This window comes from Pseudomonas sp. TE12508, assembly GCF_056279485.1.
Genome location: NZ_JBWCCN010000003.1, coordinates 303,559 through 317,194, shown reverse-complemented (window position 1 = coordinate 317,194; position 13,636 = coordinate 303,559). Strand labels below are relative to the sequence as shown.

Here is a 13,636-nt window from a genome sequence, read left to right as displayed (position 1 = left end):
CGAAGATCAGCCTTGCCGGTAAGGCAAGGCAGTCTTCGCTTCTTCTGCATACCCCATGACCCCGACCCGCTCACGCTCAAGGAAGTCTTTCACCGCCGCCTTCAAGCCCGGGTGTCGCAGGTAATGCCAGGAATGGGTGATCACCGGTTCAAAGCCTCGAATCAACTTGTGCTCGCCCTGAGCGCCGGCGTCAAAACGCTGAAAGCCGTTGGCAATCGCGTAATCCATGCCTTGATAGAAACAGGTCTCGAAGTGCAAACGATCGAACTCCGCCAGGCAGCCCCAGTAACGGCCATAGAAGCTGTCGCCACCGACCAGACTGAAGGCCATGGCCACCGGTCGTGAACCTTGCTTGGCTAGCACTACACGGATCGACTCCGGCATGCGCTCGGCCAACAGACTGAAAAACTCCCGCGTCAGGTACGGCGCCTGCCGACGCACCGCGTAGGTATTGGCGTAGCAGGCATACACAAAGTCCCACTGCGCCTGATCCAGTTGCCGTCCTTCCAGCCATTCGAAGTCGATGCCCTGCCCCGCCACTTGCTCACGCTCCTTGCGCATTTGCTTGCGCTTGCGCGAACTGAGGGCGTCGAGGAAGTCCTGAAAATCCCGATAGCCGCGATTCTGCCAGTGGTACTGACAGCCAATGCGCTGCAACCAGCCAGGCTGTTCGGCCAATGCCGCGTCGGTGAATGGATCGGTGAAGTTGATATGCGCGCTGGAGAGTCCTTCGATCTCAAGGTAACCCGGCAGGCTCTGCAGGAGCTCGAAACCGTCCTCGATCGTCGCCGCCAGCAATCGCGGCCCGCTGACCGGGCTGAACGGTACCGCCGTCAACAACTTGGGGTAGTAGTCGATGCCGGCACGCTCACAGGCTTCGGCCCAGGCATGGTCGAACACGTACTCGCCGTAGGAATGCCATTTGCGGTAACTGGGCAGCGCGGCGATCAGACGATCGCCTTCAACATGCAACAGATGCTCGGGCTGCCAGCCGGAATGCGGGCCGAGGCTGGCGCTGTCTTCCAGCGCGCTCAGAAAGGCATGACGCAGAAACGGCTGAGTTTCCGGTACCAGCGCGTCCCAGGTGTGCGGCGCGATTTCGGACAGACTTTCCAGACGTTGCAGCGGCATCAGTATCCCCGACCATCATTTTCTACAGATGGGAGGAGTATCGCTTATCTGATTGCCTAACCCGAAACAAAAAAAAACCCCGCCGAAGCGGGGTTAAACGAGAGGAGCTTTAACGGATGAAGAAAGAGCTCTTACAGCGTTTACTGCAATTTAGAACACGTATTGAGCGCGGACCACGAAGCCGTCACCGCTGTCATCACCGGTGCGACGGGCAGGCGTCGTGCCGCTGGCCGCAGTGGCGTTGGTCACGTTGTCCGTCTTGGCCTTGAGGTAGGCGCCAGTGATTTTCACCGCTTCGTTGGCGTACCAGTTGACGCCCAGGGTGTGCACCTTGGCTTCGGCATCGCCGACATCGCGGGTCAGGCTGGCGGTGGTGATGTTGTCGTCTTCGACGGTCAGGCTGTCGTAACGATAGAACAGCTCCCAGGCGCCGATGGATTTGTTGGCTGGCTTGATCGCGTCGAACTTGCCGACTTTATAGCCACGGGCTTCGCCGGTGAGGGTGTAGGCACCCTGAACGTAGAAACCGTGACCTTTGATGTCTTCACGGCTGCTGTCATCGGCCTTGGTTTTGCGGGCGACGTATTCACCCTGGATCGAGGCCGGGCCCATGGCGAATGCGGCTTCCAGGCCGACAGCGTCGTCACGGTCATAAGAGCCGGCAGGTGATGTGGAACTGCCACCCAGCACCGGACGGTTGCCGTTGGTGCCGGCATCGTTGCCGCCGAGGGTTTCAACGCCACGCATGCCCATGCGGGTGCGATAACGCGAATCGAAGGCCGTGTCGGAGACATCACGGGACGCGACGTTCACACCGAAGTGCAGCACATTGCCGGCGTCATGCATCGGCGCGAAGACAAAACGGCCGTTGACCTGTTTAACGCTGTTGCCATCGGTATCGTCGGTGTCTTTGCTGAACACGCCGGCGGAAGCGTAGAACGAATCAGCGAAGGTGCTGGAGGCTTGCAGGCCCAGACCATTCTGGTGGCTGTTCGCCCAATCGACCATGTCGTACGCCATGTTGCGTTCTGGCGCAGTGACCCACTTGGAGCTGGTGGCTTTTTCCAGGCCGAAGTCCGGGTCGAAACGACCGACTTTGATCGAGACCGGTTTGAAGCCGTTGTAGGCCAACGACGCTTCGTCGAAGTAACCGTTATCGGAATCGCCGCTGTTGTGGGAGAAGTCGTAGTTGATGGTGTAAGCCCAATCCGTGTACAGCACACCAGACAGCTCCAGGAAGCCACGACGGATGTAGGCAGCGTCAGCGGTATCACCGTTTTTGGTGTAGACACCATCGAACTGGCTGTAGTCAGCCTGCAAGCGACCGCCGAGTTTGAAGCTGAATTCTTTATCGGTGGTGGCGACTTCGAGGCCGCCCTTGGTTTTGACTACGATATCGGCGCCGTCAGTGGTGACGGTGCCAGCGAAAGCCTGGGCGGTTACTGCCATGGCCAATGCGCTGGCGGCAAAACCGGCGAAGTGCTTACGGATCATCGAAGAGTTCCCCTAATTGGTGGTCTGTAGCTTGGAAACACGCGGGTCTGGCCCGCTTGTGTTGGGAGGGAATCTTGGAGGCGGGGTATTTCAGCCGGGTTGCTGATAGATAAAGATTTTATGACAGGGGAACTTTTTTACTTCGAATCGAAATAACAGAAAAGGGATGAGCTGCAAGCCGCAAACCAGAGCGGCTGAAGGGATATGTTACGGGCGGAAAAAACTACGGTTTGTTCTTCAAATGTTCCTTGGCGAGTCGCTCAGCCAGCGCATCCAGGTCAGGCACAGGCGGCTCGGGCATCACTTTCAGGGTGGCCTGCATCAACCGCATCTGCCGAATGAACCGCCGGCAATTAGGGCAGAACATCAAATGATGCCGCACCATCAGTCGCTCTCGAAAACTCAACTGGCCATCGAGATAATCACTGGAGCGCGCCACTTGTTCCTTGCAGGTCAACATTCGCCGGTTTCCTCAAAATGCTCCACGGTCGCAAAGACCTTCAACCGTGCCCGATGCAGCAGCACACGAACATTGGAGAGCGAGATCTCCAGAAGATTACAGATCTCCTCCAGCTCCAACCCCTGTCGCTCACGCAACAGCAAAACACTGCTTTGCAGTTCCGACAGGCTGAGCAGCGTGTGCTCCAGACATTCGCGCAGCTCGTTTTCGGTCAACAGGGCCTCTGGCGTGTCCTGATGCCAGGCGTACGGCGCCACCAGCCAATGTCCATCAGTCGATGAAAAACGATCGTCATCGAGGGTGCCGTGAGGCGACGGCAGGTCATCGAGCAGCACTTCCCGGCGGTTTTGCTTGTAGCGGCTCTTGGCCGAGTTGGCGGTGATGGTCAGCAGCCAGGTCTTGAGGCTCGAACGCCCCTCGAACCCGCCGAGATTGCGCACCACCGACAGCCAGGCATCCTGTACCACCTCGTCGACATGTCGGTTGCCGACGATGGCATAGGCCACCGCGCGCATGGCGCTCTGGTAAGTGCTGACCAGTTCCTTGAAAGCCCTCTGCTCGCCCGCCAGCAGGCGTTCGAGCAATAGGGTGTCGTCAGCTGCGGCCATGCAAACCTCGTTTCAGAACCATCGATGTTCCAGCATCAGACAACATTGTGGCGAGGGGGCTCGGTGGCGAGGGGGCTTGCCCCCGTTGGGTGGCGAAGCCGCCCCAAAATCAGCCAGCGCGGACATTCAGGCAAATCGCGGTAATGGGTTTACGACTGCTTCGCAGCCGAACGGGGGCAAGCCCCCTCGCCACAACAGCCCACTCACCACAAGCTCACTCACCACACAAGCATCAGCGCTTGCGCAGAATCACGCTGCCAATCGAGTAGCCGGCGCCGAACGAGCTGAGTACCGCCAGCGAACCGCTGACCAGATCGTCCTGATACTTGTGAAACGAAATCACCGAACCGGCAGAACTGGTGTTGGCATAGGTGTCGAGAATCACCGGGGCTTCTTCTTCGGTGGCTTCGCGGCCCAGCAGCTTCTTGACGATCAAGTGGTTCATGCTGAGGTTGGCCTGGTGCAGCCAGAAGCGCTTCACGTCGCTGACGTTGAGCTGGTTTTCTTCCAGGTGCGTGGCGATCAGCTCGGCGACCATCGGGCAGACATCGCGGAACACCTTGCGGCCTTCCTGGACGAACAGCTTGTCGGGGGCACCGATGCCCTCTTCCGCAGCGCGGTTGAGGAAGCCGAAGTTGTTGCGGATGTTGTTGGAGAACTTGGTCAGCAGTTTGGTGCTGACCACGTCGAACTGGTACTTGGACGTCGCGAGATCCGCACGCTCGATGATCACCGCCGTGGCGGCGTCGCCGAAGATGAAATGGCTGTCGCGGTCGCGGAAATTCAAGTGACCGGTGCAGACTTCAGGGTTGACCATCAGGATCGCCCGAGCCTGGCCCAGTTGCACGCTGTTGGCCGCTGCCTGGATGCCGAAGGTCGCCGAGGAACAGGCGACGTTCATGTCGAAACCGAAACCCTGAATGCCCAGCGCTTCCTGGACTTCGATGGCGATGGCCGGATAGGCGCGTTGCAGGTTGGAGCAGGCGACGATTACGCCGTCGATGTCAGCGGCGGTCTTTCCGGCGCGCTGCAAGGCTTGTTCGGCCGCGCCGATGGCCATCTGGCAAAGCACTGACCACTCGTCGTTGGAACGTTCTGGCAGGCGTGGTGCCATGCGCTGCGGATCGAGAATGCCGTCCTTGTCCATGACAAAGCGGCTTTTGATGCCGGACGCTTTTTCGATAAACGCCGCGTTGGATTCGGTCAATGCCTCGACTTCGCCGCGCGCGATGGCTTCGGCGTTGTCGGCGTTGAACTGCGCGACGTAAGCGTTGAAAGACTGCACCAGCTCTTCATTGGAAATGCTGTTGGCCGGGGTGTACAGGCCGGTGCCGCTGATGACGACGTTATGCATGGTCGTTTCTCTAATCCGTTCAGGCAGAAAGCGCTGGCACCGACGTACCAACACACAAAGGGTCTATTCCAGGTCCGGACGCAAACCTGGCATCGCTTTATTCCGATCCGCCCGGGCCCGTGAAGGCTCAAAACCGCGGGGCTGGCGTTTATAGGCGCGAAGTTTGCCATAAACGCTGGCTTTTGGCGCCTTTTGCAAAAGCACAGCATACGTGTGGGAGCCGGTGTGGCGAGGGGGCTTGCCCCCGTTCGGCTGCGTAGCAGTCGTAAAACCAACGCACTCGGTATACCTGATACACCGGGGCCGCAGGTTTGGGGCGGCTTCGCCACCCAACGGGGGCAAGCCCCCTCGCCACAAAAGCTCGCTCCCACCGGGGTTATGGTTCGACCTGGCTCCATTGCTTGTTCAGGCGCTTGTCGGAGATCGGCACCTTGGTCCCCAATTGCTGCGCGAACAGCGAGACCCGGTATTCCTCCAGCCACCAGCGATAGAGTTCCAGCTGCGGATCGCGCTTGCCTTCCTGGGCGTGTTTGTTGGCGCGGGTCTGGTATTGGGCCCAAAGGCCGGACAACTCGCCGCTCCAGACCCGATCCCGCTGTACCTGCGCACCGATTTTCTCGAAGCGCTGCTCGACTGCTTTCAGATAACGCGGCAGCTCCTTGAGCCACAGCATCGGCGTTTCACGCACGAAGCCCGGATACACCAGATGGCTGAGCTGCTGCTTGATGTCGTTCAAGGCCACGGCTTGCGCCAGGTCGATCTTGCCCTTGAAGCGTTTTTGCAGGCCGTGCCAGAGCTTGAGAATCTCCAGCGTCAGCTTCGCCAGCCGTTCGGCGTGCTCGGTCCAGCCGCCACGTTTGCGCTCGGCCAGCGACGCCAGCCCGGCGCCATCGCGTGGCAACGGGTCTTCGCCCTCGAGAATGCAGCTGTCGAGACTGGCCAGCAGAATGTCTTCCACCAGGCTGTCGACTCGCCCCATGTCGCGGTACATCAGGCCCAACTCGGTCAGCCCCGGCAACTTGCCGCGCAGGAACTTCGCCGGTTCCGCCAATTGCTGCATCAGCAAGCGCTGCAAGGCCCGGCGATGCTGGAACTCGGCTTCGGCCGGGGTCGAGAATCGACCTTCCTTGACTGTGCCGCCCTCTTCCACCAGCGCCGGATACACCGTCATCGATAGCCCGGCGATTTTCTGCTGGGTTTTCTCGGCCACGGCGGCAAAGACTTTCGGCTCCACCGGTTGTTGGCTCTTCGCCGTTTGCGGCACCGCCAACGCAGCCTGGCTCGCCTCGGCAAAGCGTGCGGTCAGCTCGGCCAGGTCACGGCCTTCGCCGAGGAACTTGCCCTGACCGTCGACGATTTCCAGGTTCATCCGCAAATGACTTTCGACCTGTTGCGACGCTTCGGCCCACGCCTCATCGCTGACCCGCGCACCAGTCATGCGCAATAACTCGCGGCCCAGCGCCAGAGGCAACGAGCCCTCGGCAAACGTGATGCGCTGCAAGGCGGCTTTGACGAAGTCCGGCACCGGCACGAAATTCTTGCGCAACGCTTTAGGCAGGTTGCGCACCAGCGCAATGCACTTGGCCTCGATCACGCCCGGCACCAGCCATTCCAGTCGTTCCGGCGGCAGCATCGGCAACAGCGGCGCCGGCACGCGCAAGGTCACGCCGTCGCGAGGATGGTTGGGTTCAAAGTGATAACTCAGCGCCAGTTCCAGATCACCGATGTGCAGGGTGTCCGGGTAATGCGCGGCGGTGACTTCGCTGGCTTCGCGGGCCAGCACGTCTTCTTCGCGCATGATCAGCAGCTGCGGGTCTTTCTGACTGTTGACCCGGTACCAACTGTCGAAGGTCGCAGTCTGGTGAATCTCTGCTGGCAGTCGCGCATCGTAGAAGGCGAACAAGGTTTCTTCGTCGGCGAGGATGTCGCGGCGGCGCGCCTTGGCTTCCAGTTCGTCGAGCTGTTCCAGCAACTGTGCATTGGCAGACAAACACTTGGCCTTGGATTGAATCTCGCCGCGCACCAGACCTTCGCGAATAAAAAACTCACGAGACACCACCGGGTCAATCGGCCCGTAATGCACCGGCCGGCGCCCGACCACGATCAGCCCGAACAGGGTGATTTGCTCGAAGGCCACGACCTGACCGCGCTTCTTCTCCCAATGGGGTTCGAAGTGGTTTTTCTTGATCAAGTGCCCGGCCAGCGGCTCGATCCAGTCGGCGTCGATCTTGGCGACCATCCGCGCGTAGAGTTTGGTGGTTTCCACCAGTTCGGCGGTCATCAGCCATTGCGGACGCTTCTTGCCAAGGCCCGACGACGGGTGAATCCAGAAGCGCCGCTGACGGGCACCGAGGTAATCGCCGTCTTCGGTTTTCTGGCCGATCTGGCTGAGCAATCCGGACAACACGGCTTTGTGCAGTTTCGGGTAATCCGCCGGTTCTTTGTTGAGGCTCAGCTGCATGTCGCGACAGATCAGGCTCAACTGGCGATGGGAGTCGCGCCACTCGCGCAGGCGCAGGTAATTCAGAAAATTCTTGCGGCACCAGTTACGCAGCGGGCTGGCGGTCAAGGCCTGGCGTTGCTCTTCAAAACCACGCCACAGATTAACCAGCCCGACGAAGTCCGAGTCCACGTCTTTCCACTGCGCGTGGGCTTGATCGGCGGCTTGCTGACGCTCCGGCGGACGTTCGCGGGGGTCCTGAATCGACATGGCACTGGCGACGATCAGCACTTCCTGCAAGCTGCCAAGTTTCGCTGCTTCCAGCAGCATGCGGCCCATGCGCGGGTCCACAGGCAGCCGTGCCAGCTGGCGACCAAGCGGCGTCAACTGACTGTTGCGGTCCACCGCCGAGAGTTCTTGCAGCAGGTTGAAACCATCGCTGATGGCCTTGCCATCCGGCGGCTCGATAAACGGGAAATCGGTGATCTCGCCGAGGCGCAGATGGAGCATCTGCAAAATCACCGCCGCGAGGTTGGTACGCAGGATTTCCGGGTCGGTAAATTCCGGGCGGCCGATGAAATCTTCTTCGCTATAGAGGCGGATGCAAATGCCCGGTTCGACCCGCCCGCAACGGCCTTTACGCTGGTTGGCACTGGCCTGGGAAATCGCTTCGATGGGCAGGCGTTGCACCTTCGCGCGGTAGCTGTAACGACTGATGCGCGCGGTGCCACTGTCGATCACGTAACGGATGCCCGGCACCGTCAGCGAGGTTTCGGCGACGTTGGTCGCCAGTACCACGCGACGTCCAGGGTGAGACTGGAAAATCCGCTGCTGCTCGGCCGGCGACAGCCGCGCGTACAACGGCAGAATCTCGGTGTGTTTGAGCTGGGCCTTGCGCAGCATGTCGGCGGCATCACGAATCTCGCGCTCGCCGGGCAGGAACACCAGCACGTCGCCGGGGCTCTTGCGCTCGCTGCGTTCGAACGCGGCAATCTCGTCGAGGGTGGCGAGAATCGCCTGATCCACGGTCAGGTCATCCTCGACGCGGTTGCCCTCCTCGTCCTGCTCCAGGGTCAGCGGGCGGTACCAGGTTTCTACCGGGAAGGTACGACCGGAGACCTCGACGATCGGCGCATCATCGAAGTGCTTGGAGAAACGCTCCAGGTCGATGGTGGCCGAGGTGATGATGACTTTCAGGTCCGGACGACGCGGCAACAGGGTTTTCAGGTAACCGAGCAGGAAGTCGATGTTCAGGCTGCGTTCATGGGCTTCGTCGACGATGATCGTGTCGTAGCGTTCGAGGTAGCGGTCGTTCTGGGTTTCCGCCAGCAGGATGCCGTCGGTCATCAGTTTGATCAGGGTGTTGGAATCGCTCTGATCCTCGAACCGCACCTGATAGCCGACCAACGCGCCCAACGGCGTCGCCAGTTCTTCGGCGACCCGGCTCGCCACGCTGCGGGCGGCGATTCGACGGGGCTGGGTGTGGCCGATCAGGCCGTGCTGGCCGCGACCGATTTCCAGGCAGATCTTCGGCAACTGGGTGGTTTTACCCGACCCGGTTTCGCCGGCAATGATCAGCACCTGATGCTTGAGCAGCGCCTCTTTGATTTCGTCGCGCTTGGCGGCGATTGGCAGGCTGTCGTCGTAACGAATCACCGGCAGGCTGGCGCGCCGCGCCAACACCTGATCGCAAGACGCCTGCGTGCGCGTCACCCACTGGGCCAGTTTGGCCTCGTCAGGTTTCTTGCGCAGCTCCAGCAACTGCCGCCGCAGCCGGTGGCGGTCGGCGAGCATGGCGTGATCGAGGTTTTTCAGAAGTTTGTCGATTGAAGGCGATTCGTCAGTCATCAGGTACGCAAAAGTCGTCTAGTGGCGCAGGGGGCGGATTGTCGCAGATTTGCGCCCCCATGTGATCGTTCCCACGCTCTGCGTGGGAATGCAGCAAGGGACGCTCTGCGTCCCAAGAGCGGACGCGGAGCGTCCGGGGAGGCATTCCCACGCGGAGCGTGGGAACGATCAGTGTCAGGTGCGGGCTACTCGTTATCGAGGCCTTTACGGCGGTAGGGGAACACATCAATCACCTTCCCCGCCCGTATCGCCTCCTGCAAACTCTTCCAGTAATCAGCGTTGTACAACTCGCCATGCAACTGATCAAACAACCGCCGTTGCCCCGAATCGGCAAACAGGAACGGTGGAAATTCCTCGGGGAATACATCCAGTGGCCCGATCGAATACCAAGGCTCGGAAGCCATTTCGTCTTCCGGTGTACGCGGTTGCGGGATGTGGCGGAAGTTGGCCTCGGTCAGGAAACAGATCTCGTCGTAGTCATAAAACACCACACGACCGTGACGGGTGACGCCAAAATTCTTCAGCAACATGTCACCGGGAAAAATGTTCGCCGCCGCCAGTTGCTTGATCGCCAGACCGTAATCCTCCAGCGCCTCGCGAACCTGCGCCTCGTTGGCGTGTTCCAGATAAAGGTTCAATGGCGTCATCCGGCGTTCGGTCCAGCAGTGACGAATCAGCACCGTATCGTCCTCCACCGAGACCGTGGACGCGGCCACTTCGAGCAACTCCTCAAGGCATGCCGGCTCGAACTTGCTCAAGGGGAAACGGAAGTCGGCGAACTCCTGGGTGTCGGCCATCCGTCCGACCCGGTCGACGCTTTTCACCAGGCGATACTTTTCGATCACTGTGGCGCGGTCGACGTTTTTCGACGGCGAGAAGCGGTCCTTGATGATCTTGAAGACGGTGTTGAAGCCCGGCAGGGTAAACACGCTCATGACCATGCCGCGCACGCCGGGGGCCATGATGAACTGGTCGTCAGTGTTGGCCAGGTGATTGATCAGCGCGCGATAAAACTCGGACTTGCCATGCTTGTAGAAGCCGATCGAGGTGTACAGCTCGGCGATGTGCTTGCCCGGCAGGATGCGTTTGAGAAAACCGATGAATTCCGCCGGCACTGGCACATCGACCATGAAGTACGAACGGGTGAAGGAGAAGATGATCGACACCTCCGCCTCGTCAGTGATCAGCGCATCGATCTGGATGCCCCGGCCTTCGCGGTGCAGCAGCGGAATCACCAGCGGCCATTGCTCGTCGGGGGTGTAAATGCGCCCCACCAGATAGGCGCCCTTGTTGCGGTAAAGCACCGAGGAAAACAGTTCGACGCTCAGCTCCGGGTCCTTGCAGACCCAGTCCGGCAGGTTCTCGCGCAATTGCGCTTCGAGGCGACGCAGGTCGCCGGCCAGATCGGCGTAATCTTCGCTGAAGCGGTAGTCGGCAAAGATGCTCGTGAGCATACCGGACAACTGCCCCTGCGGCTTGTAGGTGCGGGTTTGCGCGGCCCGGGCGCGGCGCAGGCTCGGCCGCGTGGTGTGAATGAACATGCAGCCATCGCTGATCAGGTCGTGGCTGAACAGGCCGCAGAAAATCGAGTTGTACCAGGTCTCGGACAGTTCATCGTCGAAGCGCAGGTCGATCAGGCTGATGTAAGCGCTTTTGACCAGCGGCCAGTTGCTGACGTCCATCAGCACATCGGTCTCGAACGAAGCATGCAAGCGCCCTACCGTTTCGCCGACCTTTTCTTCGTAGAGGTTGATCCGCGCCGCCGACGCGACTTGCGTCTCCTGCCATTGGGCCTGCTCGAAACGGGCTCGGGCGCCGTCGGTGATCTGACGGAAATGCTCGCGGTAATCGTCAAAGCCATCGAGGATCATTCGGGCGATGTCGGCGGCTGGCCATTGCTGCGGCATAGGTAAAACCTCGGCGGCTGTTCTTGTCGTTGGAGCCTGAGCTTAGTGGCCCTGTGTGACGCAACGCAACCATTGCCTTGCGCCCTGACTGGCGCGACACTTGCGCGCCAATCAAGGAAGGAAAGCGCTGTGAACCCCGTCGATATCCTGCGTATGTTGTCGCTTGCCGCCATTTGGGGTGCGAGTTTTCTGTTCATGCGCGTTATTGCCCCAGTGATTGGCACAATCCCCACTGCTTTTTTTCGCGTGTCGATTGCCGCCGTCGGGCTGCTGGTGATCCTTGGGCTGATGCGCATCAACTGGGATTTCAAAGGCAAACTCAAGACGGTGATGCTGCTCGGGCTGATCAACTCCGGGATTCCAGCAACCCTCTATTCCGTGGCCGCCCAGGTGCTGCCGGCCGGTTACTCGGCGATTTTCAACGCCACCACGCCTTTGATGGGGGTGTTGATTGGCGGATTGTTCTTCCATGAAAAACTCACCGCCGCCAAGTTGGGCGGCGTCTTTCTCGGCCTGTTGGGCGTGGGCATCCTCACCCGCGCCGGGCCGGTGGCGTTCAACATGGAACTGCTGATGGGCGCACTCGCTTGCCTGATGGCCACCACCTGCTATGGCTTTGCCGGGTTCCTCGCCCGGCGCTGGCTCGACCATGCCGGGGGTCTCGACAGTCGCCTTTCGGCGCTGGGCAGCATGCTCGGCGCGACGTTGTTGTTGCTGCCGTTGTTTGGCTACAGCGTGATCAGCCAGCCACCGGTGAGCTGGGGCGGCTGGAGTGTCTGGCTGTCGTTGCTGGGGTTGGGTTTGGTCTGCACAGCCTTTGCCTACATTATTTATTTCCGTTTGCTGACGTCGGTTGGCCCGGTGAAATCGATGACCGTGACCTTCATGATCCCGCCGTTCGGCGTGTTGTGGGGGGCGCTGTTGCTGGATGAGCCGCTGTCGATGGCGCACCTTTATGGCGGGGTGTTGATTGCGCTGGCGTTGTGGCTGGTGTTGAAGCCGGCAGTGGTGAAGGCGCCTGAGGTGGTTGCCAGGTAGTGATGTGGTGTTGCTGATGACGCCTTCGCGGGCAAGCCTCGCTCCTACACCGGAAATGCATTCCCCCTGTAGGAGCTGCCGAAGGCTGCGATCTTTTGATCTTGCTCTCCGGCAGCCCCGAAAAGATCGCAGGCTACGCCAGCTCCTACACTGGATCGGTGTTACGACGAAGATCCAGTGCAGGAGCTGTGCCTGGAGCGGCCTTTCGGTTTCAAGCGCTCTTACGGAACACAAACACCAGGCCGACGATGATCAGCCCCATTCCCAGCAGGCTCAACGCCGCCAGTCGGTTGCCAAAGATCAGGTAATCCATCACCGCCGTCACCGCCGGCACCAGGTAAAACAGACTGGTGACATTCACCAGATTGCCCCGGGCGATCAGCCGATACAGCAGCAGCGTCGCCAGCACTGATACCACCAACCCCATCCACAACACCGGCACGATGAACCCTGTGCTGTGTTCGAATTGAAACGGCTGGAACGGTACGAAGATCCCGCAGAGCAACAACCCCGCCAGATACTGCACCGGCAGTGTGCCGAGAGGATTATCGGTGATGCGTTTCTGCATGATCGAGCCGAACGTCATGCTCGCCAGCGCCAACAGACCGAAGAGCATGCCAGCCAATGACATGCCGGCCAGACCGATGCCTTGGTAAACCACCATAATCAACCCGGCCAGGCCTAGCGCAAGACCGAAGATCCGGCTTATTGATCGGTGCCGCTCCATGATCACTACGGTGAGAATCGGTTGCACGCCCATGATGGTTGCCATCATGCCGGGGGTGACCTTCAGGTCCAGGGCCAGCAGATAGAAAATCTGATAAGCCCCCAGCAACACCACGCCCGTGGCCATTGCATACAACATCGGCTTGCCGCCCTTGGGTAGTTTCAGCTTGAGCAACGGCATCAACAGCACCAGCCCGCACAGGGCGATGGCGAAACGAATCAGCAAAAAGGCGAAGGGTGATGCGTGCGCCAACCCCCATTTGGAGAAGATCGCCCCGCTGCTCCACAGCAAAACGAACAGGCTCGTGGACGCCGCCGCGAGCGCGGATTTTTTCGAAAGGACAAACATGAATACCACCTGTAGTCAGGCACAAAGCCAACTCAGCCGAAGCTGAAATTCAGTAGTTTTTTCAGGCGCTTTTTCAGATGGGCACAGGAACAGCAGAAAAAAGCTGATCAGCCCGAGAAGCCAACGCCTGGCGGTGATACGACTGCGCACACCGGCGTGCTACTGACAGGTGGGGGGTAATGACTGATCTGCGCAGGCTGCTGATTCCCGCACGGCAAGACGCCAGCGTTGACCGCTGAATCGACTACCGCGTTGATGGGGGAAGCTGGCATGGGCTGATC

9 protein-coding genes are annotated in these 13,636 nt (G+C 60.0%); 1 reads left to right on the top strand and 8 read right to left on the bottom strand.

What is annotated here, in order from left to right; genetic code table 11:
- Positions 1-6: 6 nt before the first annotated feature.
- From ACZ9IM_RS05860 to aceK, 7 genes are all read right to left on the bottom strand, one after another.
- Positions 7-1,131 carry a GNAT family N-acetyltransferase gene (locus tag ACZ9IM_RS05860; protein ID WP_427625478.1) on the bottom strand — a complete coding sequence of 375 codons (1,125 nt, stop codon included), beginning with the start codon at positions 1,129-1,131 and terminating at the stop codon, positions 7-9.
- A gap of 150 nt (positions 1,132-1,281) precedes the next feature.
- Positions 1,282-2,625 carry an OprO/OprP family phosphate-selective porin gene (locus tag ACZ9IM_RS05855; RefSeq protein ID WP_476223532.1) on the bottom strand — a complete coding sequence of 448 codons (1,344 nt, stop codon included), beginning with the start codon at positions 2,623-2,625 and terminating at the stop codon, positions 1,282-1,284.
- 223 nt (positions 2,626-2,848) lie between these two features.
- Complete coding sequence (locus tag ACZ9IM_RS05850; protein WP_427625476.1) at positions 2,849-3,085, bottom strand: anti-sigma factor family protein; 237 nt, start codon at positions 3,083-3,085, stop codon at positions 2,849-2,851.
- Positions 3,079-3,693, bottom strand: coding sequence for an RNA polymerase sigma factor (locus ACZ9IM_RS05845; protein WP_007898730.1), 615 nt, complete (start codon positions 3,691-3,693; stop codon positions 3,079-3,081). Before ACZ9IM_RS05845 ends, ACZ9IM_RS05850 begins: the two co-directional genes overlap by 7 nt.
- Before the next feature lie 232 nt (positions 3,694-3,925).
- Positions 3,926-5,047, bottom strand: coding sequence for a beta-ketoacyl-ACP synthase III (locus ACZ9IM_RS05840; RefSeq protein WP_427625475.1), 1,122 nt, complete (start codon positions 5,045-5,047; stop codon positions 3,926-3,928).
- 376 nt (positions 5,048-5,423) lie between these two features.
- Complete coding sequence (gene hrpA / locus ACZ9IM_RS05835) at positions 5,424-9,335, bottom strand: ATP-dependent RNA helicase HrpA (RefSeq protein WP_476223531.1); 3,912 nt, start codon at positions 9,333-9,335, stop codon at positions 5,424-5,426.
- A 185-nt stretch (positions 9,336-9,520) separates the two neighbouring features.
- Positions 9,521-11,242 (bottom strand): bifunctional isocitrate dehydrogenase kinase/phosphatase, encoded by a 1,722-nt coding sequence (gene aceK, locus ACZ9IM_RS05830; RefSeq protein ID WP_008071935.1) that lies wholly within the window; start codon positions 11,240-11,242, stop codon positions 9,521-9,523.
- A gap of 129 nt (positions 11,243-11,371) precedes the next feature.
- Here aceK and ACZ9IM_RS05825 point away from each other — a divergent pair, with 129 nt between their 5' ends.
- A complete protein-coding gene (locus ACZ9IM_RS05825) occupies positions 11,372-12,280 on the top strand; it encodes a DMT family transporter (RefSeq protein WP_476223530.1) in 909 nt (302 codons plus the stop codon).
- 211 nt (positions 12,281-12,491) lie between these two features.
- Here ACZ9IM_RS05825 and ACZ9IM_RS05820 read toward each other — a convergent pair whose 3' ends face one another.
- Positions 12,492-13,355, bottom strand: a complete 864-nt coding sequence (locus ACZ9IM_RS05820; RefSeq protein WP_427625472.1) for a DMT family transporter — start codon at positions 13,353-13,355, stop codon at positions 12,492-12,494.
- Positions 13,356-13,636: the final 281 nt, after the last annotated feature.

Bases quoted from the DNA above. Each gene is read 5' to 3' on its own strand.
- ACZ9IM_RS05860 (WP_427625478.1), bottom strand. From the start codon at position 1,131: ATGCCGCTGCAACGTCTGGAAAGTCTGTCCGAAATCGCGCCGCACACC.
- ACZ9IM_RS05855 (WP_476223532.1), bottom strand. From the start codon at position 2,625: ATGATCCGTAAGCACTTCGCCGGTTTTGCCGCCAGCGCATTGGCCATG.
- ACZ9IM_RS05850 (WP_427625476.1), bottom strand. From the start codon at position 3,085: ATGTTGACCTGCAAGGAACAAGTGGCGCGCTCCAGTGATTATCTCGAT.
- ACZ9IM_RS05845 (WP_007898730.1), bottom strand. From the start codon at position 3,693: ATGGCCGCAGCTGACGACACCCTATTGCTCGAACGCCTGCTGGCGGGC.
- ACZ9IM_RS05840 (WP_427625475.1), bottom strand. From the start codon at position 5,047: ATGCATAACGTCGTCATCAGCGGCACCGGCCTGTACACCCCGGCCAAC.
- hrpA (WP_476223531.1), bottom strand. From the start codon at position 9,335: ATGACTGACGAATCGCCTTCAATCGACAAACTTCTGAAAAACCTCGAT.
- aceK (WP_008071935.1), bottom strand. From the start codon at position 11,242: ATGCCGCAGCAATGGCCAGCCGCCGACATCGCCCGAATGATCCTCGAT.
- ACZ9IM_RS05820 (WP_427625472.1), bottom strand. From the start codon at position 13,355: ATGTTTGTCCTTTCGAAAAAATCCGCGCTCGCGGCGGCGTCCACGAGC.